Origin of the sequence: Enterobacter cloacae complex sp. Mu1197 (assembly GCF_040059225.1) — a bacterium.
Lineage (GTDB): Bacteria > Pseudomonadota > Gammaproteobacteria > Enterobacterales > Enterobacteriaceae > Enterobacter > Enterobacter quasiroggenkampii.
Map to the genome: position 1 here is coordinate 4,122,132 of NZ_CP157375.1, position 20,909 is coordinate 4,143,040.

Below are 20,909 nucleotides of genomic sequence, written 5' to 3' on the forward strand. Positions count from 1 at the left end.
CCTTACTCCCCCTGCTGCTCCAGCGCATACTTATACAGCGCATTTTTCTTCACGCCGTGAATTTCTGCCGCCAGCGCAGCGGCTTTCTTCAGCGGCAGTTCCGCCTGCAGCAGCGCCAGCGTACGCAGCGCATCGGCTGGAAGCGCGTCTTCTTCCGCCTTGTGCCCTTCGACAATCAGCACCATTTCACCCTTGCGGCGATTTTCGTCTTCCTTCACCCACGCGAGCAGTTCACCTACCGGCGCTCCGTGGATGGTTTCCCAGGTTTTGGTCAGCTCGCGCGCCAGCACCACGTAGCGGCCTTCCCCCCAGACGGTCACCATATCTTCCAGGCTCTCCAGCAGGCGGTGCGTGGATTCGTAGAAAATCAGGGTACGCGGTTCCGCTTCCAGGTCTTTTAAGACGTCGCGGCGGCCTTTGGATTTAGCAGGCAGGAAGCCTTCATAGCAGAAACGGTCAGACGGCAGACCTGCGGCGCTTAACGCAGCAATCGCAGCGCACGGTCCCGGCAGGGGTACCACGCGAATACCGGCTTCGCGACAGGTACGCACCAGGTGATAGCCCGGATCGTTGATCAGCGGCGTACCGGCATCGGAGACCAGGGCAATGTTTTGCCCCTCTTTCAGTTTGGCCACCAGCGTTTCGGCTTTTTGTTGCTCATTGTGATCGTGCAGAGCAAACAAACGGGCGTTAATCGCGAAATGTTGCAGCAGTAAGCCGGTATGGCGGGTGTCTTCAGCAGCAATTAAATCAACAGCTTGCAGTACGGTCAGCGCACGTTGGGTAATATCAGACAAATTCCCGATAGGAGTAGGTACAATATAAAGCTGGCCTTGAGAATTATCTGCCGTTTCGTGTTGTTTCATTGTTTCGTCCGTATTGCCGATTTAATATTGAGCATTGCGTAAAAAAAATCACTGGATACAGTATGGTACCGTTAACGTTTCTTCGAAAAAAAGCCACGCGCAGCGTGCCGCTTCTGCTGGCAGCCCTGATCTTTGCAGGCTGTGGCACCCAGGCACCTGACCAGAGCACCGCCCATCTCCAGGGTTCTGCTCAGGCTGATTCTGGCTTTTATCTGCAACAAATGTCGCAGAGTTCAAATGATACCAAGACCAACTGGCAATTACTCGCCATTCGTGCACTGCTGAAAGAGGGTAAAACCCAGCGGGCAGCCGAACTGTTTAACCAGTTGCCAAAAGATCTTAACGACGCCCAGCGTCGTGAGCAGAGCCTGCTCTCTGCCGAGCTGAAAGTTGCGCTGAAAGATTACGCCGCCGCGAAGAAGGTCCTCGGTGATATCGACGTAAGCGCGCTGGATAAAAACCAGCAGGCGCGCTTCTGGCAGGCGGGCATTACCGCTGAGCAGGGACGCCCTTCCCTGACCTTGCTCCGTGCGCTCGTCGCGCAAGAGCCGCTGCTTGGCGGTGCTGATAAGCAGAAAAATATTGATGCCACCTGGCAAGCGCTGGCGTCGATGACGCAGGAACAGGCGCAGGCGCTGGTCATCAACGCGGATGAAAACGTCCTGCAGGGCTGGCTGGATCTGCAGCAGATGTGGTTTAACAACCGCAGCGATCCTAAGATGTTGAAAGCCGGCATTACGGACTGGCAGACGCGCTACCCGCAAAACCCGGGCGCGAAAATGCTGCCAACCCAGCTGGTGAACGTGCAGAACTTTAAGCCTGCCTCGACCAGCAAAATCGCCCTCCTTCTGCCACTCAACGGCCAGGCGGCGGTGTTTGGACGCACCATTCAGCAGGGCTTTGAAGCGGCGAAAAACGGCACGACGGCGGTCACCGGCAGCGCCGTTCCCGCACAGGCGGCCCAGGCGGCCCAGGCGGCTAACGTGAATGATGTTGTCAGCCCATCCGCCGCAGAGACCAGCGACCTGACCACGGCGCAAGCGCCAGCGCAGGGCACGATGCAAAACCCGGTGACGGCCCCGACGACGCCGCCAGCGACAGCAGCTCCACCGACTACAGCACCTGCGACCCAGGCTCCGGCCGAGACGCAAGCGGCGCCAGCATCTGCTCCAGCACCTGCCACAATAGCAGAACAGTCTCAACCGCAGCCTGCACAGCCAACTGCCCAACCTGCCGCGCAGCCGCAGGCCGTGGCAACCACCAGCGCCAACCCAAGCGCTGAATTGAAAATCTACGATACCAGTTCGCAGCCGCTGGACCAGGTTCTGGCGCAGGTTCAACAGGATGGCGCGAGCATCGTTGTCGGTCCGCTGCTGAAAAACAACGTGGAAGAGCTGATGAAGAGCAATACCACGCTGAACGTGCTGGCGCTCAACCAGCCAGAGCAGGTTCAGAACCGGGCCAATATCTGCTACTTCGCGCTCTCTCCAGAAGATGAAGCCCGCGATGCGGCGCGTCATATTCACGAGCAGGGTAAGCAGGCGCCGCTGTTGCTCATCCCACGCAGCGCGCTGGGCGATCGCGTGGCCAATGCCTTTGCCGATGAGTGGCAGAAGCTGGGCGGCGGCGTGGTACTGCAGCAGAAATTCGGTTCCGTCTCTGAACTGCGCGAGGGCGTCAACGGCGGGGCGGGTATCGCGCTTAACGGTAGCCCGGTCACCGCGAGCCTGCCACAGCAGCAGAGCGTGACGATTGGCGGCCTGACGATCCCTGCGCCACCTACCGACGCGCAGATTAGCGGTGGCGGTAAAGTGGATGCGGCCTATATCGTTGCCACGCCACAGGAGATCGCCTTTATCAAACCGATGATTGCGATGCGTAACGGCAGCCAGAGCGGCGCAACGCTCTATGCCAGCTCCCGCAGCGCACAGGGCACCGCAGGCCCGGATTTCCGTCTGGAAATGGACGGTCTGCAGTACAGCGAAATCCCGATGCTGGCAGGCAGCAACCCGGCGCTGATGCAGCAGGCGCTGAATACCGTACGTAACGATTATTCGCTGGCGCGTCTGTATGCGATGGGTGTTGATGCGTGGGCGCTGGCGAACCACTTTACCCAGATGCGTCAGGTGCCGGGCTTCGAGCTTAACGGCAACACCGGCGATCTGACCGCCACCCAGGATTGTGTGATTAACAGGAAGTTATCATGGCTCAAATACCAGCAGGGGCAGATCGTCCCGGCCAGTTAAGCCGCAAACAGACCGGCGATGCGTGGGAGTTAAAGGCGCGTCGCTGGCTTGAAGGCAAAGGACTGCATTTCATCGCCGCCAACGTCCGCGGGCGTGGCGGCGAAATCGACCTGATCATGAAAGACGGTAAGGTCATCGTGTTTGTAGAAGTGCGCTTTCGACAGTCCTCCCGTTTTGGCGGTGCTGCCGCCAGCGTGACGCTCGCCAAACAACATAAATTATTACAGACTGCCCACTTGTGGCTTGCCCGCCATAATGGGAGTTTTGATACTGTGGATTGCCGGTTCGATGTGATAGCCTTCACCAGAAATGAGATCGAATGGCTTAAAAACGCTTTTGGCGAAGACGCATAATTAAGATTTAAAAGGGATAACGTGCTCGAAAGAATTAAAGTGTGCTTCACAGAAAGCATCCAGACTCAGATTGCCGCGGCGGAAGCCCTTCCGGATGCTATCTCGCGTGCCGCAATGACGCTGGTGCAATCCCTGCTAAACGGCAACAAAATCCTCTGTTGTGGCAACGGCACGTCAGCCGCCAACGCACAGCATTTTGCTGCCAGCATGATCAATCGTTTTGAAACAGAACGCCCGAGTTTACCTGCCATTGCACTTAATACCGATAATGTGGTCTTAACGGCGATTGCTAACGATCGTCTGCATGACGAAATTTACGCAAAGCAGGTGAGAGCTCTGGGACATGCCGGAGATGTGCTGCTGGCCATCTCCACGCGCGGCAATAGCCGGGATATTGTCAAAGCCGTTGAAGCCGCCGTCACCCGCGACATGACTATCGTGGCCTTAACCGGCTATGACGGGGGTGAGCTGGCGGGTCTGCTTGGGCCGCAGGATGTGGAAATCCGCATTCCGTCTCACCGGAGCGCACGTATTCAGGAAATGCATATGCTCACGGTGAACTGCTTATGTGACTTGATCGATAACACGCTTTTCCCTCACCAGGATGATTAAGGAGTTCTTATGAAGGCTTTATCGACCCTCGCAGTCCTTATGTCTGCATTACTGCTTCAGGGATGTATCGCTGCGGCCGTTGTGGGTACCGCCGCAGTAGGCACCAAAGCGGCAACCGATCCGCGCTCTGTGGGGACACAGGTGGATGACGGTACGCTGGAGCTGCGCGTCAACAGTGCGCTGTCGAAAGACGAACAGATCAAGAAAGAGGCGCGTATCAACGTGACGGCTTACCAGGGCAAAGTGCTGCTGGCAGGCCAGGCGCCGAATATGGAACTCGCCTCGCGTGCGAAACAGATTGCGATGGGCGTTGAAGGGACCACAGAGGTGTTTAACGAAGTGCGTCAGGGCAAGCCAATTGGCCTGGGTGATGCCTCTTCCGATACCTGGATCACCACCAAAGTGCGTTCCCAGCTGCTGGGTTCGGACCAGGTGAAATCCTCCAACGTGAAGGTGACGACGGAAAACGGTGAAGTGTTCCTGCTGGGTCTGGTGACCGACCGTGAAGGGAAAGCGGCGGCCGATATCGCCAGCCGGGTGAGCGGCGTGAAGCACGTCACCACCGCGTTTACTTACATTAAATAAAAAAATCCCCTCAAGTGAGGGGATTTTTTTGTAGGCCCGGTAAGCGTAGCGCCACCGGGCGTTTTTCACAGAAGCGCAATACTCCCCACCATCACCCCACTCAACGCCACCAGCCCTGCGGTGAGCCACAGCGCTTTCGCCGGGAATGACTTACGCAGCATAATCAGCGACGGCAGGCTGATGGCAGGCAACGTGATGAGCAACGCCAGCGCTGGTGCGGTGCCCATGCCGGCCAACATCATGGTCTGAACAATGGGAATTTCTGCGGCGGTAGGGATCACAAACAGGCAGCCTGCAACGGCCATCGCAATGACCCACAACAGCGTGTTGTCAATAGCGCCATCCGCATGCGGGAAGAGCCAGACGCGCGCCGCCCCGAGAACCAGCACCGCCAGGATATAGACCGGGATGGTGCTCCAGAAAAGCTGCCATAGCGCCCTGCCCCAGCGGGCAAAGAACCCGCCCTGCGGCTCGCTGACGTCCAGCTCAACAGACGCGGACTCTGGCGTCTTATCCTTCACCAGATTTTGCACCAGCGTCGCCACCACCAGCACGGTCAGCAGTCCGGCTACCAGACGAATGAACGCGAAATGCCAGCCCAGGACAAAGCCCATAAACACCAGCGTCGCCGGGTTGAGCAGCGGGTTGCCCATCCAGAACGCCAGTGCGCCGCCCATTGACACGCGCTGGCGGCGCATCCCTGCCGCTACGGGTGCAGCACAGCAGGAGCACATCATGCCCGGCAGGGAGAAGATCGTTCCCAGCAACGTACCCTGAAAGCGCGGCTGCCCGAGGGTTTTCACCAGCCAATTGCGCGGGATCAGCACCTGAATCAGTGAGCCCAGGATCACGCCCAGGACGGCAGCCTTCCAGACGGCAAGGAAGTAGACCATGGCATAGTCCCACGCCGCCTGAAGCGGGCTGGCATCCGCCTGAGCGAGAATAGATTTACCGATGCTGTGCGTTTCGGCGGCGGTGAAGGCTTTGCCGTAGTACGGCTGCCATTTCACGTACCAGAGGCCAATAATGACCACGAGAAAGAAGAGTGCGGGCTTCCACCATTGAACAGGTGTTGCCGCCTGAGATGAAGACTGACCAGTCATAACATTCCCCGGAGAGTATGAGTAATTAGCCGGGGGAGTTTACGCCTCGCCCTGCGCGATTTCACGCAGTTTTGCCGAAGGGATAATGTTTACGCCCGCTTTTGACGGGGCCAGTCCCTCTTTTAACATCACCCGCGCGACGTCCCGCGCCTCGATGGCTTTCCAGTTGCCGGGAAGGATCCGAAACAGCGGGGCCAGGATCGACTCGTTAAAACGGCGCTCGTCGCGGTGGCCGATCAGCATCGAGGGGCGCACAATCGTCAGCTGCTCCCATTTCTGCGCAATCAGTGCATCCTCCATTTTGCCCTTCACCTTGTTGTAGAAGAAAGGCGATCCGGCACTGGCGCCCAGCGCGCTGACCACCAGAAAATGTCTGGCCCCCAGCTTTTTCGCCGTAAGCGCGGTGTCCACCACCAGCGTATAGTCGGCGTGGATAAATGCCTCTTTGCTCCCCGCCTCCCGCCGCGTGGTGCCCAGACAGCAAAACGCGATATCAATGGGATCCTGCACCTGCGCCAGCGCATCTGTCAGCTGAGGATCGTGCGGATTAAAGACGCCGGAGATGTCCGCCAGCGGTCGACGCGTCGGGGCGGCGATGTAGTTCACGCGGCGATCCTGAATCAGCAGCCGCAGCAGATGATCGCCCACTAGCCCGGTAGCCCCGGTAATCAGTACCTGACTCATCGTATCCCCTTTACAGAATTGTCCGTTTGCGAACTCAGCGTCGTCGACCACACTTAGAAGTCTGTTACAGGTAAGTATTTACCACAAGCGGAGAAAAATCAGTCTGAAGCCAAAACAACGGAGGAAGCATGGGCAAGAAAATCGCAGTCTTGATTACCGACGAGTTTGAAGATTCAGAATTCACCTCTCCTGCAGAGGCGTTCCGCAAGGCGGGACATGAGGTCATCACCATTGAAAAAGAGGCGGGCAAAACGGTGAAAGGCCATAAGGGCGAGGCCAGCGTGACCATCGACGAGACAATCGATAACGTTAGCCCCTCCGATTTTGACGCCCTGCTGCTACCCGGCGGCCATTCACCGGATTCCCTGCGCGGGGACGAGCGCTTCGTGACCTTCACCCGGGACTTTGTCTCTACCGGCAAACCGGTCTTTGCCATCTGTCACGGCCCGCAGCTGCTCATCAGCGCGGAGGTTGTCCGCGGGCGCAAGCTCACAGCGGTGAAACCGATCGTTATCGATCTGAAAAATGCGGGCGCCGAGTTTTACGATCAGGAGGTGGTCAACGACAAAGACCAGCTGATCACCAGCCGGACCCCGGACGATCTTCCGGCGTTTAACCGCGAAGCGCTACGCCTGCTCGGCGCGTAGCCAGTGCAGCTTCTTGCCAAAGCCCAGGGTGTTGTCGGTAAATTTCAGCTCATCGAGGCGGATTTCCCACACCGGGGCTTTTAGCGCAGCGGCAACCGGAAAGCGGCGCGTGTAGTGCTTACGACGCGCGTCGCTCTCGTCTCCGTCCAGACGACGGATTTCCCCTTTAAACTGCACGCCGCGGATCAGCGCGACCGTTTTCGGCTGGCCATTCACCGTGCCCGCGACCTTCGCCTGCTGGCCGGTCATCTGCGCATGACGCGTTTTGTCTTCACTCATGACATAAAACGCGACGCGCTCCGGATCGTAGTAGTAAAACGCGTTTGCGCACCACATCTCACCCTCGCTGTAGACGCACCAGGTGACGACGTGCTGCTTCGCCAGCCAGCGGTTGATGGCTGCCAGTGTTTCCATTTTCGTTCTCTCTCATGCTATGGTGCGTTCACCTTAACATACTGAATCTGTTTACCGTGTGCTGGTTTCTCTATCTTGTCCGAACCGCTGATAACGCACTCTACACCGGGATAACCACCGATGTGGCGCGGCGTTTTTTACAACATCAAACGGGGAAAGGGGCAAAAGCACTGCGAGGGAAAGGGGAGTTACAGCTTGCCTTTTCGGCGCCCGTCGGTGACCGATCGCTGGCGCTCAGGCTGGAATACCGCATCAAACAGCTGACGAAGCGCCAGAAAGAGCGCCTCGTGACCGGAGACGGCTCCTTTGAGGCGCTACGCGAGAGCCTGATTAAAAGCGATTGAAATGGTCGTGGTACTCGACCAGGCCATTGACGCCGTTGAGTGCGTCGTCCGCCAGACGGTGCACCTGGAATGCGGATTCCGTACCCGGCCAGCGGCAGCGCAGATCGTAATGCGCGGCCTGCTCGAAGCCTAAACGGCCATAGAACGCCGGATCGCCCAGCGCAACAACGGCCGCATAACCGAACTCATTGAGCGAATCCAATCCTTCATAGACCAGCTGACGCGCCAACCCCTGCCCGCGATAGTTTTCATCCACCGCCAGCGGTGCCATACCAACCCACTGCAGCTCTTCGCCCTGGACGGTGACCGGACTGAAGGCAACATAGCCCACCACCTGGCCTTCGTCATCGGTGGCGACCAGCCCCAGCGTAATCAGACCGTCTTCGCGGAGATCGTGGACCAGCTGGGCTTCGGCATCGCTCGCGAAAGCACGGCGCAGCAGCGCATCGATCCCCGGCGCATCAATCCCTATTTCGACTCGAATCAGCATGGCTCACCTACTGAAGTGTGTTTACTGTCCGGCGGGGCTTTCAGCCCGGCCTCAACGAAATCTGCCATTTGCATCAACATCACGCGCAGCGCTTTCGGCATCTGCTCCAGCTCAATGGCATCCATTAAATTCTTCACGTACAGGCCCAGCTCCGTGTCGCCTTCAATCACCAGACGGCGCTGGAAGAAGAGCGTATCCGGATCCTGTTTACGCGCGGCGATCATCAGCAGATCGCTGGCGTTGGCGCTAAAGCTCACGTCCGCCTCGGCGGTTTCGCGGACGATCAGCTGGTCATTCTCAACGGAGGTAAACCAACGCAGCCCGATGTCACGCACTTCAATGCTCAACCAGCGGCCTTCCAGGAATTCCAGCTCGCCATCCTGCAGCGCCTGGCGGAACTGCCAGCTCAGGACCTGCTCCAGCACCTGACGTTTAAGCGCGAACGGCGCCAGCTTGACCGGCACGCTCAGCATTGATGGGCCAAATTGTACGAGACGTGAACGCAGTTTATCCAGCACGAGCTTTACTCCCTGATATCTATAGTCCTGCTATTTTGCCATATCCGACGCACAACATAGCGGCGTAAATCAACAAACCGTCGTCCGGACAACCTCATTATTGGTGCCATCAATACGCCATTAGCTGCCTTAAATCAAAAATTGTCGCGTATGGGTTAATTAAAATCCCAGCTCGTTAACATTTTTGCGATCGACAACATCAGGATAAATTATGGAGCTGCTCTGCCCTGCCGGAAACCTTCCGGCGCTTAAGGCGGCCATCGAAAATGGGGCCGATGCGGTCTATATCGGGCTGAAAGATGACACCAATGCCCGCCATTTTGCTGGCCTTAACTTTACGGAGAAAAAGCTTCAGGAAGCCGTTAACTTCGTTCACCAGCACCGCCGCAAGCTGCATATCGCCATCAATACCTTTGCTCATCCTGACGGGTACGCCCGCTGGAAGCGCGCGGTGGATATGGCGGCACAGCTGGGTGCCGATGCGCTGATTCTGGCCGACCTCGCCATGCTTGAGTATGCGGCAGAACGCTATCCCCATATTGAGCGCCACGTCTCTGTTCAGGCATCTGCCACCAACGAAGAGGCCGTGCGTTTTTATCACCGAAACTTTGACGTGGCCCGCGTGGTGCTGCCGCGCGTGCTCTCTATCCATCAGGTTAAGCAACTCGCACGCGTCACGCCAGTGCCGCTGGAAGTTTTTGCCTTTGGCAGTCTGTGCATTATGGCCGAAGGCCGTTGCTATCTTTCCTCGTATCTGACCGGTGAGTCGCCAAATACCGTCGGGGCCTGCTCCCCTGCCCGCTTTGTCCGCTGGCAGCAAACGCCGCAGGGGCTGGAATCCCGCCTGAATGAGGTGCTGATCGACCGCTATCAGGACGGTGAAAACGCCGGTTATCCCACCCTGTGTAAAGGCCGCTATCTGGTCGACGGCGAGCGTTACCACGCCCTGGAAGAGCCCACCAGCCTCAACACGCTGGAGCTGCTGCCGGAACTGCTGGCGGCCAATATTGCCTCGGTGAAAATCGAAGGTCGCCAGCGTAGCCCGGCCTACGTGAGCCAGGTGGCGAAAGTGTGGCGTCAGGCCATCGACCGCTGCATGGCGGCCCCGCAGAACTACGCTCCGCAGCAGGCCTGGATGGAGACGCTCGGATCGATGTCCGAAGGCACGCAAACCACGCTGGGCGCGTATCACCGTAAATGGCAGTGAGAAAATCATGAAATATTCATTAGGGCCGGTGCTCTACTACTGGCCAAAAGAGACGCTGGAAGATTTTTACCAACAGGCCGCCACCAGCAGCGCCGATGTGATTTACCTCGGCGAGGCGGTGTGCAGCAAGCGCCGCGCCACCAAAGTGGGCGACTGGCTGGAGATGGCGAAAAGCCTGGCCGGCAGCGGCAAACAGGTCGTGCTCTCCACCCTCGCGCTGGTGCAGGCCTCTTCTGAACTGGGCGAGCTGAAACGCTACGTAGAGAACGGCGAGTTCCTGCTGGAAGCGAGCGATCTCGGCGTGGTGAACATGTGCGCCGAACGCAGGCTGCCGTTTGTCGCTGGCCATGCCCTGAACTGCTACAACGCCGTGACCCTTCGCCTGCTGCTCAAACAGGGCATGACGCGCTGGTGTATGCCGGTTGAACTCTCCCGCGACTGGCTGGCAAACCTGCTCACGCAGTGCGAAGAGCTGGGCATTCGCAACAAGTTTGAAGTGGAAGTGCTGAGCTACGGGCATCTGCCGCTGGCCTATTCCGCCCGCTGCTTTACCGCACGCTCGGAAGATCGTCCGAAAGACGAGTGCGAAACCTGCTGCATTAAGTACCCAAACGGGCGCAGCATGCTGTCGCAGGAGAACCAGCAGGTGTTTGTTCTCAACGGTATTCAGACCATGAGCGGCTATGTCTATAACCTCGGCAACGAGCTGGCGTCGATGGACGGGCTGGTAGATATGGTGCGCCTGTCGCCGCTCGATACCGGCGTGTTCGCGATGCTGGACGCCTTCCGCGCTAACGAAAACGGTGCCGCTCCGCTGCCGCTGACGGCGAACAGCGACTGTAACGGCTACTGGAAGCGTCTGGCCGGGCTGGAACTTCAGGCCTAAAAAAGGCTCACTTTGTTAACAACGGTTATCATTTTTTAATGCAGTATTAAAGATTCACCGTCGACAAAGTGAGCTGTTATGACTGACAAAACCCTTCCGTTTTCGGTGCTGGATCTGGCGCCGATCCCACAAGGCTCCTCGGCGAGAGAAGCCTTTTCGCACTCTCTGGATCTGGCTCAGCTGGCCGAAAAGCGTGGCTATCACCGCTACTGGCTGGCCGAACACCACAACATGGTGGGCATTGCCAGCGCCGCCACCTCGGTACTGATTGGTTATCTGGCGGCAAATACCACCACGCTGCACCTGGGCTCCGGCGGCGTGATGTTGCCGAACCACGCCCCGCTGGTGATCGCCGAGCAGTTCGGCACGCTGAATACCCTCTATCCGGGCCGTATCGATTTAGGGCTTGGCCGTGCGCCTGGCAGCGACCAGCCGACTATGCGTGCCCTGCGTCGCCATATGAGCGGCGATATTGATAACTTCCCACGCGACGTGGCCGAACTGGTGGACTGGTTCGACGCGCGTGACCCGAACCCGCACGTGCGCCCGGTACCGGGTTACGGCGAGAAGATCCCGGTATGGCTGTTGGGCTCAAGCCTCTACAGCGCGCAGCTCGCCGCCCAGTTGGGGCTGCCGTTTGCGTTTGCCTCCCATTTCGCGCCGGATATGCTGCATCAGGCGCTGCATCTTTACCGTACGCACTTCAAACCGTCCGAGCGTCTGGAGAAACCGTACGCGATGGTGTGTATCAACATCATTGCTGCCGACAGCAATCGCGACGCGGAATTCCTGTTCACCTCCATGCAGCAGGCGTTTGTGAAGCTGCGTCGCGGGGAGACGGGCCAGCTTCCGCCGCCGGTGGAGAATATGCATCAGCTGTGGTCAGCTTCAGAGCAGTATGGCGTTCAGCAGGCGCTGAGCATGTCGCTGGTAGGCGATAAAGCGAAAGTGCGTCACGGGCTGGAGGCGGTGCTGCGTGAAACGCAGGCGGATGAAATTATGGTTAACGGCCAGATTTTCGATCACCAGGCGCGTTTGCACTCGTTTGATTTGGCCATGCAGGTAAAAGAGGAGTTGGTGGGGTAGCCTTTTTGCCAGGTGGCGCTTCGCTTACCTGGCCTACGGGGACGCGTAGGCCAGGTAAGGCGTAGCCACCATCCGGCACAAAATGTTTACTGGTACACCGGCAACAGATTAAAACTCGACAGCACGTGTACCAGGGCATTGCCCGCGCCGAACACCAGGATCAGCGCAATCATCGGCTTACCGCCCCAGACGCGGAATTTCGGGCTGCCGAAGCGTTTACGTGATTTACGCGCCAGCAGCGCGGGCACTATTGCCGCCCAGATGGTTGCCGCCAGTCCGGCATAGCCGATGGCGTACAGGAAGCCGTTCGGCCACAGCAGGCCGCCCACAATCGGTGGCAGGAAGGTCAGCAGCGCGGTTTTAAAACGCCCTATCGCAGAATCATCAAAGCCAAACAGATCCGCCAGGTAGTCAAACAGGCCCAGCGTCACGCCGAGGAAAGAGCTCGCCACCGCAAAGTTAGAGAAGATAACCAGCAGCAGATCCAGGCTGCGGCTGTTCAGCACGCCGCTCAGCGCCTGCACCAGCACGTCAATGTTACCGCCCTTCTGCGCAATACCGATAAATTCCGGGCGCGGGATGTTGCCCATCGTTCCGAGCAGCCAGATGGCGTACAGCGCCAGCGCCAGCAGCGTGCCGTAGATCAGACACTTCACAATGGTGCGCGGATCTTTGCCGTAGTACTTCATCAGGCTCGGCACGTTGCCGTGGTAGCCGAACGACGCCAGACAGAAAGGCAGCGTCATCAGCAGGTACGGCGTATAGGAGGTATTCACTTCGGCAACGTTAAACAGCGTGGCGGGCGTCACGTGCCCCAGCAGGCTGCCGAAGGTCAGGAAGAAGGTGATGACCTTCGCGCCCAGTACGATTGCCGTCATCCGGCTTACCGCTTTGGTACTCATCCAGACGATAAACGCCACGCCCAGCGCAAAGCACAGCCCGGCCAGACGCGCCGGAACGTTCAGCGACATCTCAGAGAAGGTGTGATGCAGAATCGAACCGCTCGCCGAAATATATGCGTAGGTCAGGATATAGAGCACAAAGGCAATGGACAGACCGTTCACCAGGTTCCAGCCTTTGCCCAGCAGGTCTTTGGTGATGGTGTCGAAGCTCGCGCCAATGCGGTAGTTCAGGTTGGCTTCGAGGATCATCAGCCCGGAATGAAGCATACAGAACCAGGTAAAGACCAGCGCGGCCAGCGACCAGAAGAACCACGCACCGGACATGACCACGGGCAGGGAGAACATCCCGGCACCTATAATGGTTCCGCCGATGATCACCACGCCGCCAAGCAGCGAAGGTGACGTTTGGGTGGTGGTTAGTGTCGCCATACAGCCTTTTCTCCAGTCAATCATGCGGTTCTGCATTTTAATGTGACGCACTGTACCAGTACAAGAGTACAAAGGAAATAAAAAAAGCCCCGATAGCATGTATCGGGGCTGTATATTTTACTTTACGTCAGAAGCGTAAGGCTTACGCGTCACCGAAACGACGACGGCTGGTGCCTTCTTCACGACGTGGACCACGGCTTTCGCGGCGCTCGCCGGAGAAACGACGACCTTCACCACCGCGACCTTCGCTACGGCCGCCTTCACGGCGCTCGCCGCCGAAACCGCGACCACCACCACGGCGTTCGCCGCCACGGTCAGGACGTGGCTGTGCATCGCCCAGCAGCTGCATGTTCATCGGCTTGTTCAGGATGCGGGTACGCGTAAAGTGCTGCAGTACTTCACCCGGCATGCCTTTTGGCAGCTCGATGGTAGAGTGGGATGCGAACAGCTTGATGTTACCGATGTAACGGCTGCTGATGTCGCCTTCGTTAGCGATCGCGCCAACGATGTGACGAACTTCAACGCCATCATCACGGCCCACTTCAATGCGGTACAGTTCCATGTCGCCTGCGTCGCGACGTTCACGACGTGGACGGTCTTCACCACCACGCTCTGGACGGTCACCACGTGGGCCACGATCGTTACGGTCGCCACGACGTTCGAAGCGATCGTCACGGTCACGGAATTCACGCTTAGGACGCATCGGCGCATCTGGTGGCACGATCAGGCTACGTTCGCCCTGAGCCATTTTCAGCAGTGCTGCAGCCAGGGTTTCCATATCCAGCTCTTCGCCTTCAGCAACAGGCTGAATCTGCGACAGCAGCGCACGGTACTGATCCAAATCGCTGCTTTCCAGCTGCTGCTGTACTTTGGCGGCGAATTTTTCCAGACGGCGTTTGCCCAGCAGCTCTGCGTTTGGCAGGTCCGCTTCTGGAATGGTCAGCTTCATGGTACGTTCGATGTTGCGCAGCAGACGACGCTCGCGGTTCTCAACGAACAGCAGCGCACGGCCAGCACGACCCGCACGACCGGTACGGCCGATACGGTGAACGTAAGACTCGGAATCCATCGGGATGTCGTAGTTAACAACCAGGCTGATACGCTCAACGTCCAGACCACGTGCTGCCACGTCGGTTGCAATCAGGATATCCAGACGACCGTCTTTCAGACGCTCCAGAGTCTGCTCACGCAGGGCCTGGTTCATATCGCCGTTCAGCGCTGCGCTGTTGTAGCCGCTACGCTCCAGGGCTTCAGCCACTTCCAGGGTCGCGTTTTTGGTACGAACGAAGATAATCGCCGCATCAAAATCTTCCGCTTCCAGGAAACGTACCAGCGCTTCGTTTTTACGCATGCCGTACACAGACCAGTAGCTCTGGCTGATGTCCGGGCGAGTGGTTACGCTGGACTGAATACGCACTTCCTGCGGCTCTTTCATGAAGCGGCGGGTAATGCGACGGATAGCTTCCGGCATGGTTGCAGAGAACAGCGCGGTCTGATGACCGTCCGGGATCTGCGCCATAATGGTTTCAACGTCTTCGATGAAGCCCATACGCAGCATTTCATCTGCTTCATCCAGTACCAGACCGCTCAGTTTAGAGAGGTCCAGGGTACCGCGCTTCAGGTGATCCAGCAGACGGCCCGGCGTACCGACAACAATCTGTGGGCCCTGGCGCAGGGCGCGTAACTGCACGTCATAACGCTGGCCGCCGTACAGGGCAACCACGTTTACGCCGCGCATATGTTTAGAGAATTCCGTCATGGCTTCTGCAACCTGAACAGCCAGTTCACGGGTTGGAGCCAGAACGAGGATCTGCGGTGCACGCAGGTCCGGATCAATGTTGTTCAGCAGCGGCAGCGAGAACGCTGCAGTTTTACCGCTACCAGTCTGGGCCATGCCCAGCACGTCACGACCAGAAAGCAGGTGTGGGATACACTCAGCCTGGATCGGAGATGGTTTTTCGTAACCCAGATCGTTAAGGGCTTCAAGGATAGGAGCCTTCAGGCCCAGATCTGCAAAAGTGGTTTCGAATTCAGCCATGTAGTACGAGTGCCTCAATGTCAATGGCGGCCAGTCTACTTAGCTCATCGTGAAAATGATTAGCAATTTTCATTGAAAAGTGTGAACCGGCTCAAAGTAGGTGTATTGACGAACAACAACGCCCTCACCAGTTAAGGTGATGGCAATCATAAGATTACGGGCTGATGTTTATGTCGTCAGCTATTGCTGGTCCGATTCTGCCAGGTCGTCTTGCTCCTGGCCCAAGAGCGATAATTCCAACAATGCATAACGGTGCTCAACGAAGTTGTGTACGTTGTTAGCAACCGCTAATTTGAACAGTGCCGTAGCGCTGTCCTTATCCCCCAGACTTAGGTAGTACTTACCTAAATAGAAGTTGGTTTCACTGAGATGCTCAGCGAGCGAGGTGTTATCCGTTGCGTCCGCCTTGAGGCGTTCCATCAGCGTTGCTTCGCTAATGTTGCCCAGGTAGAACTCGACAATGTTCCATCCCCACTGTTCCTTGTCCGATTTATCGAAGCGCTGTTTCAGTGCCTCTTTTGCCTGCTTCTCATCGAGCTTCCGCTCAACGATGTAAAGCCACAGGCTACGGAAAGGATCATTAGGATCGTCTTGATAAAACGCCAGCAGATCATCTTGCGCTAACTTGTCACGACCGCCGTAATACAATGCGATACCGCGATTCAAGTGCGCGTAGTTGTAAGTTGGATCAAGCTCAAGTACAGAATCAAACGCTTCATAGGCAGCATCAAAATTGCCTGCCTGCGTTAAATAAATGCCTAAGTAATTGAATACTTCAGGCATATCAGGTCGGATAGCCAGCGCTTGTGAAAAATCATTTCGCGCCAATGCCCTCAGACCGAGACTATCATACAACACTCCGCGCTCATATAAAAGCTGTGCGCGTTCGTCATCGGTTAAAGCCCGACTGGCAAGTATTTGTTCCATGCGTGCCAGGATCACTTCCTGCTGCAAAGTCGGTTGCAATGGCACTGCGAGGACTTCGCTCTTACGCCAGGCAGAGTTGCTGCATCCTGCCAGCGTTAAAGCTGTCGCAACGAAACACCAGCGCAAAAAAGGCTTCATTTCCCACTCCCGAAGACAACTATTGGATGAACGTCCTGTCCCCCGGCGGCTTAACAAGGCGTCCTGCCTGATAATAGGCCCTCCGCAAAGCGGAGGGCAAATGGCAACTTACTCGCCTTGCTGTTCTGCGGCCTGTGCTTCTGGCGCAGCAGCTGGCTGAGACTGCTCGGTTGCTTCTTTAATGCTCAGACGGATACGGCCCTGGCGATCAACTTCCAGAACTTTAACCGGTACTTCCTGACCCATCTGCAGGTAATCGGTCACTTTCTCAACGCGCTTGTCAGCGATCTGAGAGATGTGAACCAGACCTTCTTTACCGCCACCGATGGCAACGAACGCGCCAAAGTCAACGATACGGGTCACTTTACCTGCATAGACGCGGCCCACTTCGATTTCTGCAGTGATTTCTTCGATGCGACGGATCGCGAATTTCGCTTTCTCGCCGTCGGTTGCTGCGATCTTCACAGTACCGTCATCTTCGATTTCGATGGTGGTGCCAGTCTCTTCGGTCAGCGCACGGATTACGGAACCGCCCTTACCGATAACATCTTTGATCTTGTCTGGATTGATCTTGATGGTGTGAATACGCGGTGCGAATTCAGAGATATCACCGCGTGGCGCGTTGATAGCCTGTTCCATCACGCCCAGGATGTGCAGACGCGCACCTTTAGCCTGGTTCAGAGCAACCTGCATGATCTCTTTGGTGATACCTTCAATTTTGATATCCATCTGCAGCGCAGAGATACCGTCGCGGGAACCCGCCACTTTGAAGTCCATATCGCCCAGGTGGTCTTCGTCGCCCAGAATGTCAGACAGAACAACATAGTTGTCGCCTTCTTTCACCAGGCCCATTGCGATACCCGCAACGGCGGCTTTGATTGGCACGCCTGCATCCATCAGCGCCAGAGAGGCACCACACACGGAAGCCATAGAAGAAGAACCGTTGGATTCGGTGATTTCAGACACCACACGTACGGTGTACGGGAATTTGTCTGCTTCTGGCATGACTGCCAGCACGCCGCGCTTCGCCAGACGACCGTGACCAATTTCACGACGCTTCGGCGAGCCAACCATACCGGTTTCGCCTACGGAGTACGGAGGGAAGTTGTAGTGGAACAGGAAGCTGTCAGTACGCTCGCCCATCAGTTCGTCGATGATCTGTGCGTCACGTGCCGTACCCAGGGTCGCGGTAACCAGCGCCTGCGTTTCGCCACGGGTGAACAGCGCGGAACCGTGAGTACGTGGCAGCACACCAGTACGCACATCCAGACCACGAATCATGTCTTTTTCACGGCCATCGATACGCGGCTCGCCTGCCAGAACGCGGCTACGAACAACGTTTTTCTCGATAGCGTGCAGAATTTCGCTCAGCTCGTTAGCATCCAGCGTTTCGTCTTCAGCAACCAGCGTTGCGATAGTTTCAGACTTGATCACGTCAACCTGAGCGTAACGCTCCTGTTTGTCAGTGATGCGGTACGCATCGCTCAGACGAGATTCTGCCAGAGCTGCAACGCGTGCATTCAGTGCGTCGTTAGCTGCTTCTGGCTGCCAGTCCCAACGTGGTTTACCGGCTTCTTTCACCAGATCGTTGATGTTCTGGATAACAACCTGCTGCTGGTCATGGCCGAAGACCACAGCACCCAGCATCTGGTCTTCGCTCAGCAGTTCAGCTTCGGATTCAACCATCAGCACAGCGGCTTCAGTACCCGCAACCACCAGGTCCAGCTTACTTTCTTTCAGCTCTTCCTGAGTTGGGTTCAGCACGTACTGGTCATTGATGTAACCGACGCGCGCGGCACCGATTGGGCCATTGAATGGAATACCAGACAGTGACAGGGCAGCGGACGCACCGATCATCGCCACGATGTCCGGGTTAACCTGTGGGTTAACGGAAACAACGGTCGCGATAACCTGTACTTCGTTAACGAAGCCTTCCGGGAACAGCGGACGAACCGGGCGGTCAATCAGACGCGCGATCAGGGTTTCGCCTTCGCTTGGACGGCCTTCACGACGGAAGAAGCCACCCGGGATTTTACCGGCAGCGTAGGTACGCTCCTGGTAGTTAACGGTCAGCGGGAAGAAGTCCTGACCTGGTTTAGCTTTTTTCTGGCCCACAACGGTAACGAATACCGCGGTGTCATCCATGCTTACCATAACGGCAGCAGTAGCCTGACGTGCCATCATGCCGGTTTCCAGCGTGACGGTATGTTGACCATACTGGAATTTACGAACGATCGGATTCAGCAAAGTTCTGTCCTTTCTTAAATGTTTGACAGCACACCACCGGTGTGCTGTCGATTTGACCCGACCTTCTTCGCATCCTCGCGACTAATGACAACCAACACCCCCCTGGGTGAAGCCTCTCATTAGCCGCGCGAACCTCTGCAATGAAGATCATTTATAGCAACAATACAATAGTTTCCAGTGAATTGCTGCCGTCTGCTTGAAAAAAGGGGCCATCAGGCCCCCTTTTCTGAAACTCGCAAGACTTAGCGACGCAGACCCAGACGCTCGATCAGCGCGGTGTAGCGTGCAACATCTTTACGTTTCAGGTAGTCGAGCAGTTTACGACGCTGAGAAACCATACGCAGCAGACCACGACGGCTGTGGTGATCTTTTTTGTGCTCTGCAAAGTGACCCTGCAGGTGGTTAATCTGTGCAGTCAGCAGTGCAACCTGAACTTCGGTAGAACCGCTGTCGTTAGTACCACGACCAAACTCAGAAACGATTTTAGCTTTAGCTTCAACGCTTAGAGACATTTTCAAACTCCAAAGTATAAAGAATGTAAGGATGCCGATCTCTAATTCAGCAATCCCATGTACGCCCCGCAGATTGTTAAACAATTTACCAGGCGTTAAGCGGCGATATTCTACTCGTCTCCCCTGCTTATCGCAAGGTGAGCCGTTATCACCGTCACGCGTCGACCGGATATTCGACGACCAGACGACGCGGCGCAACGCGCCCTTCGCCATCCATTTCGCCCATCCCGATGAATTTCCCTTCGTCACCTTCGGTCACGCGCACCAGGCCTTCCAGCGGCGCTTCCGCCGTACGAACCGGGTTGCCGTTCTTAAAGTAAACGGACGATGTTAAAGGAAGATTAACAACCGGGAAGTCCGCAGCCGGACTGTCCATCGGCATCAGCAGCGGATCCAGCAAATCTGCCGGCGCGATCCCCTGCGCTTCAGCCTGTTCAACCAGCTCACGCAGATGCTCCAGGGTCACCATCCGCTCCACCGGATACTTGCTCACCGCCAGACGACGCAGGTAAATCACATGCGCGCCGCAGCCCAGCTTTTCACCGAGGTCGTCGATGATGGTGCGAATATAGGTCCCTTTCGAACAGTGCACTTCCAGCTCCAGCTCATCGCCTTCGTGGCGAATAAAGAGCAGCTCATACACGGTAATCGGACGGGCTTCACGCGGGACCTCAATGCCCTGGCGCGCATATTCGTAGAGTTTTTTCCCCTGATACTTCAGCGCCGAATACATCGACGGTACCTGCATCGTATCCCCACGGAAGCTCTCCAGCGCCGCATCAAGCTGCTCCGCGCTGAACGTCACCGGACGCTCCTCCACGACCTGACCATCCGCGTCGGAGGTATCCGTGCGCTGGCCCAGCTTAGCGATAACGCGGTAACGCTTATCGGAGTCGAGCAGGTACTGGGAAAACTTTGTCGCCTCTCCCAGACAGACCGGCAGCATGCCGGTTGCCAGCGGGTCGAGCGCGCCGGTGTGGCCCGCACGGTTGGCGTTAAAAATACGCTTAACTTTCTGCAGCACGTCGTTGCTGGAAGCGCCCTGGGGTTTATCCAGCAGCAGCACACCATGCACGTCGCGACCACGACGACGAGGACGACTCATCAGTCCTCCTTGCTGTCGTCCGCCGGGTTAACACGACGCTCATCGTCATGTTTAACCACGCTGGTCACCAGGTTGGACATACGCATACCTTCGACCAGCGAGTTGTCGTAGAAGAAGGTCAGTTCAGGCACGATACGCAGGCGCATCGCCTTACCGAGCAGAGAGCGGATGAAACCAGACGCTTCCTGCAGCGCTTTGATGCCGTTTTTCACTGCGGCTTCGTCCTGATCGTTCAGGAAGGTAACAAATACTTTGGCATAGGCCAGGTCACGGGACATTTCCACACCGGAAACGGTGGTCATCATGCCGACGCGTGGGTCTTTGATTTCACGTTGCAGAATGAGTGCGATCTCTTTCTGCATTTCCTGCGCTACGCGCTGAGGGCGACCAAATTCTTTCGCCATAATAAATTCTCCAGACAAAAAAGGGGCTAAAGCCCCTTTTTGAAATTATTGCCGGGTGGCGCTTCGCTTACCCGGCCTACGCTAGTTAATCTTCTAAGGATTTTGGGTTGCAACAAGGCGGCAAGCTCGTGAATCCCCGGGAGCATAGATAACTATGTGACCGGGG

General features: G+C 56.9%; 21 protein-coding genes and 1 pseudogene. 9 read left to right on the forward strand and 13 right to left on the reverse strand.

Annotation, left to right across the window (positions count from 1 at the left end; genetic code table 11):
• Nucleotides 1-2 precede the first annotated feature (2 nt).
• Nucleotides 3-866, reverse strand: coding sequence for a 16S rRNA (cytidine(1402)-2'-O)-methyltransferase (gene rsmI / locus ABFV38_RS19360; RefSeq protein ID WP_048028870.1), 864 nt, complete (start codon nucleotides 864-866; stop codon nucleotides 3-5).
• A gap of 62 nt (nucleotides 867-928) precedes the next feature.
• Between rsmI and ABFV38_RS19365 the strand changes: the two genes are divergently transcribed.
• The 4 genes from ABFV38_RS19365 to dolP are packed head-to-tail and all read left to right on the forward strand — an operon-like array spanning nucleotide 929 to nucleotide 4,662.
• A complete protein-coding gene (locus ABFV38_RS19365) occupies nucleotides 929-3,112 on the forward strand; it encodes a penicillin-binding protein activator (protein ID WP_348957858.1) in 2,184 nt (727 codons plus the stop codon).
• A complete protein-coding gene (locus tag ABFV38_RS19370; RefSeq protein WP_348957860.1) occupies nucleotides 3,070-3,465 on the forward strand; it encodes a YraN family protein in 396 nt (131 codons plus the stop codon). Before ABFV38_RS19365 ends, ABFV38_RS19370 begins: the two co-directional genes overlap by 43 nt.
• A gap of 21 nt (nucleotides 3,466-3,486) precedes the next feature.
• Nucleotides 3,487-4,077, forward strand: coding sequence for a DnaA initiator-associating protein DiaA (gene diaA / locus ABFV38_RS19375; protein ID WP_003861754.1), 591 nt, complete (start codon nucleotides 3,487-3,489; stop codon nucleotides 4,075-4,077).
• Between the two features lie 9 nt (nucleotides 4,078-4,086).
• Nucleotides 4,087-4,662, forward strand: a complete 576-nt coding sequence (dolP, locus tag ABFV38_RS19380) for a division/outer membrane stress-associated lipid-binding lipoprotein (RefSeq protein WP_024906379.1) — start codon at nucleotides 4,087-4,089, stop codon at nucleotides 4,660-4,662.
• A 65-nt stretch (nucleotides 4,663-4,727) separates the two neighbouring features.
• Here the strand turns inward: dolP and ABFV38_RS19385 are convergent, their stop codons facing one another.
• Together ABFV38_RS19385 and ABFV38_RS19390 are read right to left on the reverse strand one after the other, a co-directional pair.
• The gene (locus ABFV38_RS19385) at nucleotides 4,728-5,765 is read right to left on the reverse strand and encodes a permease (protein ID WP_111967406.1); all 1,038 of its coding nucleotides are present in this window, start codon (nucleotides 5,763-5,765) and stop codon (nucleotides 4,728-4,730) included.
• 39 nt (nucleotides 5,766-5,804) lie between these two features.
• Complete coding sequence (locus ABFV38_RS19390) at nucleotides 5,805-6,449, reverse strand: NAD(P)H-binding protein (protein WP_235403213.1); 645 nt, start codon at nucleotides 6,447-6,449, stop codon at nucleotides 5,805-5,807.
• A 128-nt stretch (nucleotides 6,450-6,577) separates the two neighbouring features.
• Between ABFV38_RS19390 and ABFV38_RS19395 the strand changes: the two genes are divergently transcribed.
• Entirely contained in the window at nucleotides 6,578-7,096 is a 519-nt protein-coding gene (locus ABFV38_RS19395; RefSeq protein WP_008501486.1) for a type 1 glutamine amidotransferase domain-containing protein, read from the forward strand.
• On the opposite strand, the gene ABFV38_RS19400 is transcribed toward ABFV38_RS19395, so the two are convergent.
• Nucleotides 7,076-7,510 (reverse strand): YhbP family protein, encoded by a 435-nt coding sequence (locus ABFV38_RS19400; protein WP_348957863.1) that lies wholly within the window; start codon nucleotides 7,508-7,510, stop codon nucleotides 7,076-7,078. The two genes, ABFV38_RS19395 and ABFV38_RS19400, sit on opposite strands and share 21 nt — an antisense overlap.
• A gap of 14 nt (nucleotides 7,511-7,524) precedes the next feature.
• Here ABFV38_RS19400 and ABFV38_RS19405 point away from each other — a divergent pair, with 14 nt between their 5' ends.
• Nucleotides 7,525-7,854, forward strand: a complete 330-nt coding sequence (locus tag ABFV38_RS19405; RefSeq protein ID WP_008501484.1) for a GIY-YIG nuclease family protein — start codon at nucleotides 7,525-7,527, stop codon at nucleotides 7,852-7,854.
• Here ABFV38_RS19405 and ABFV38_RS19410 read toward each other — a convergent pair.
• Both ABFV38_RS19410 and ABFV38_RS19415 read right to left on the reverse strand, forming a co-directional pair.
• Nucleotides 7,841-8,344, reverse strand: coding sequence for an N-acetyltransferase (locus ABFV38_RS19410; RefSeq protein WP_045910092.1), 504 nt, complete (start codon nucleotides 8,342-8,344; stop codon nucleotides 7,841-7,843). The genes ABFV38_RS19405 and ABFV38_RS19410 overlap by 14 nt on opposite strands.
• Entirely contained in the window at nucleotides 8,338-8,862 is a 525-nt protein-coding gene (locus tag ABFV38_RS19415; protein ID WP_045910093.1) for an SCP2 domain-containing protein, read from the reverse strand. Before ABFV38_RS19415 ends, ABFV38_RS19410 begins: the two co-directional genes overlap by 7 nt.
• Before the next feature lie 211 nt (nucleotides 8,863-9,073).
• Between ABFV38_RS19415 and ABFV38_RS19420 the strand changes: the two genes are divergently transcribed.
• The 3 genes from ABFV38_RS19420 to ABFV38_RS19430 all read left to right on the forward strand — a co-directional run bounded on the left by ABFV38_RS19420 (nucleotide 9,074) and on the right by ABFV38_RS19430 (nucleotide 12,041).
• A complete protein-coding gene (locus tag ABFV38_RS19420; protein WP_348957866.1) occupies nucleotides 9,074-10,069 on the forward strand; it encodes a peptidase U32 family protein in 996 nt (331 codons plus the stop codon).
• Between the two features lie 7 nt (nucleotides 10,070-10,076).
• Nucleotides 10,077-10,955 carry a U32 family peptidase gene (locus ABFV38_RS19425; protein ID WP_048028859.1) on the forward strand — a complete coding sequence of 293 codons (879 nt, stop codon included), beginning with the start codon at nucleotides 10,077-10,079 and terminating at the stop codon, nucleotides 10,953-10,955.
• A gap of 78 nt (nucleotides 10,956-11,033) precedes the next feature.
• Complete coding sequence (locus ABFV38_RS19430) at nucleotides 11,034-12,041, forward strand: LLM class flavin-dependent oxidoreductase (protein ID WP_023326163.1); 1,008 nt, start codon at nucleotides 11,034-11,036, stop codon at nucleotides 12,039-12,041.
• A gap of 86 nt (nucleotides 12,042-12,127) precedes the next feature.
• Here the strand turns inward: ABFV38_RS19430 and mtr are convergent, their stop codons facing one another.
• From mtr to rbfA, 7 genes and pseudogenes are all read right to left on the reverse strand, one after another.
• A complete protein-coding gene (mtr, locus tag ABFV38_RS19435) occupies nucleotides 12,128-13,372 on the reverse strand; it encodes a tryptophan permease (RefSeq protein ID WP_348957868.1) in 1,245 nt (414 codons plus the stop codon).
• A gap of 142 nt (nucleotides 13,373-13,514) precedes the next feature.
• A complete protein-coding gene (locus ABFV38_RS19440; protein ID WP_048028855.1) occupies nucleotides 13,515-15,410 on the reverse strand; it encodes a DEAD/DEAH family ATP-dependent RNA helicase in 1,896 nt (631 codons plus the stop codon).
• Between the two features lie 180 nt (nucleotides 15,411-15,590).
• Complete coding sequence (gene nlpI, locus ABFV38_RS19445) at nucleotides 15,591-16,475, reverse strand: lipoprotein NlpI (protein WP_008501476.1); 885 nt, start codon at nucleotides 16,473-16,475, stop codon at nucleotides 15,591-15,593.
• A 50-nt stretch (nucleotides 16,476-16,525) separates the two neighbouring features.
• Nucleotides 16,526-18,722 (reverse strand): annotated as a pseudogene (pnp, locus tag ABFV38_RS19450) (polyribonucleotide nucleotidyltransferase).
• A 242-nt stretch (nucleotides 18,723-18,964) separates the two neighbouring features.
• Complete coding sequence (rpsO, locus tag ABFV38_RS19455) at nucleotides 18,965-19,234, reverse strand: 30S ribosomal protein S15 (protein WP_003861789.1); 270 nt, start codon at nucleotides 19,232-19,234, stop codon at nucleotides 18,965-18,967.
• A 154-nt stretch (nucleotides 19,235-19,388) separates the two neighbouring features.
• Complete coding sequence (gene truB, locus ABFV38_RS19460) at nucleotides 19,389-20,339, reverse strand: tRNA pseudouridine(55) synthase TruB (RefSeq protein ID WP_063622527.1); 951 nt, start codon at nucleotides 20,337-20,339, stop codon at nucleotides 19,389-19,391.
• Nucleotides 20,339-20,743 (reverse strand): 30S ribosome-binding factor RbfA, encoded by a 405-nt coding sequence (rbfA, locus tag ABFV38_RS19465; protein ID WP_003024988.1) that lies wholly within the window; start codon nucleotides 20,741-20,743, stop codon nucleotides 20,339-20,341. The genes truB and rbfA overlap by 1 nt, the downstream gene beginning before the upstream one ends.
• Nucleotides 20,744-20,909 lie beyond the last annotated feature (166 nt).

Excerpts from the sequence above, each read along its gene's own strand:
- rsmI (WP_048028870.1), bottom strand. The coding sequence starts at position 866 with ATGAAACAACACGAAACGGCAGATAATTCTCAAGGCCAGCTTTATATT.
- ABFV38_RS19430 (WP_023326163.1), top strand. The coding sequence starts at position 11,034 with ATGACTGACAAAACCCTTCCGTTTTCGGTGCTGGATCTGGCGCCGATC.
- mtr (WP_348957868.1), bottom strand. The coding sequence starts at position 13,372 with ATGGCGACACTAACCACCACCCAAACGTCACCTTCGCTGCTTGGCGGC.
- truB (WP_063622527.1), bottom strand. The coding sequence starts at position 20,339 with ATGAGTCGTCCTCGTCGTCGTGGTCGCGACGTGCATGGTGTGCTGCTG.
- ABFV38_RS19365 (WP_348957858.1), top strand. The coding sequence starts at position 929 with ATGGTACCGTTAACGTTTCTTCGAAAAAAAGCCACGCGCAGCGTGCCG.
- rpsO (WP_003861789.1), bottom strand. The coding sequence starts at position 19,234 with ATGTCTCTAAGCGTTGAAGCTAAAGCTAAAATCGTTTCTGAGTTTGGT.
- ABFV38_RS19385 (WP_111967406.1), bottom strand. The coding sequence starts at position 5,765 with ATGACTGGTCAGTCTTCATCTCAGGCGGCAACACCTGTTCAATGGTGG.
- ABFV38_RS19420 (WP_348957866.1), top strand. The coding sequence starts at position 9,074 with ATGGAGCTGCTCTGCCCTGCCGGAAACCTTCCGGCGCTTAAGGCGGCC.
- ABFV38_RS19395 (WP_008501486.1), top strand. The coding sequence starts at position 6,578 with ATGGGCAAGAAAATCGCAGTCTTGATTACCGACGAGTTTGAAGATTCA.
- rbfA (WP_003024988.1), bottom strand. The coding sequence starts at position 20,743 with ATGGCGAAAGAATTTGGTCGCCCTCAGCGCGTAGCGCAGGAAATGCAG.
- ABFV38_RS19390 (WP_235403213.1), bottom strand. The coding sequence starts at position 6,449 with ATGAGTCAGGTACTGATTACCGGGGCTACCGGGCTAGTGGGCGATCAT.
- ABFV38_RS19410 (WP_045910092.1), bottom strand. The coding sequence starts at position 8,344 with ATGCTGATTCGAGTCGAAATAGGGATTGATGCGCCGGGGATCGATGCG.
- dolP (WP_024906379.1), top strand. The coding sequence starts at position 4,087 with ATGAAGGCTTTATCGACCCTCGCAGTCCTTATGTCTGCATTACTGCTT.
- ABFV38_RS19425 (WP_048028859.1), top strand. The coding sequence starts at position 10,077 with ATGAAATATTCATTAGGGCCGGTGCTCTACTACTGGCCAAAAGAGACG.
- nlpI (WP_008501476.1), bottom strand. The coding sequence starts at position 16,475 with ATGAAGCCTTTTTTGCGCTGGTGTTTCGTTGCGACAGCTTTAACGCTG.
- ABFV38_RS19400 (WP_348957863.1), bottom strand. The coding sequence starts at position 7,510 with ATGGAAACACTGGCAGCCATCAACCGCTGGCTGGCGAAGCAGCACGTC.
- ABFV38_RS19370 (WP_348957860.1), top strand. The coding sequence starts at position 3,070 with ATGGCTCAAATACCAGCAGGGGCAGATCGTCCCGGCCAGTTAAGCCGC.
- ABFV38_RS19440 (WP_048028855.1), bottom strand. The coding sequence starts at position 15,410 with ATGGCTGAATTCGAAACCACTTTTGCAGATCTGGGCCTGAAGGCTCCT.
- ABFV38_RS19405 (WP_008501484.1), top strand. The coding sequence starts at position 7,525 with ATGCTATGGTGCGTTCACCTTAACATACTGAATCTGTTTACCGTGTGC.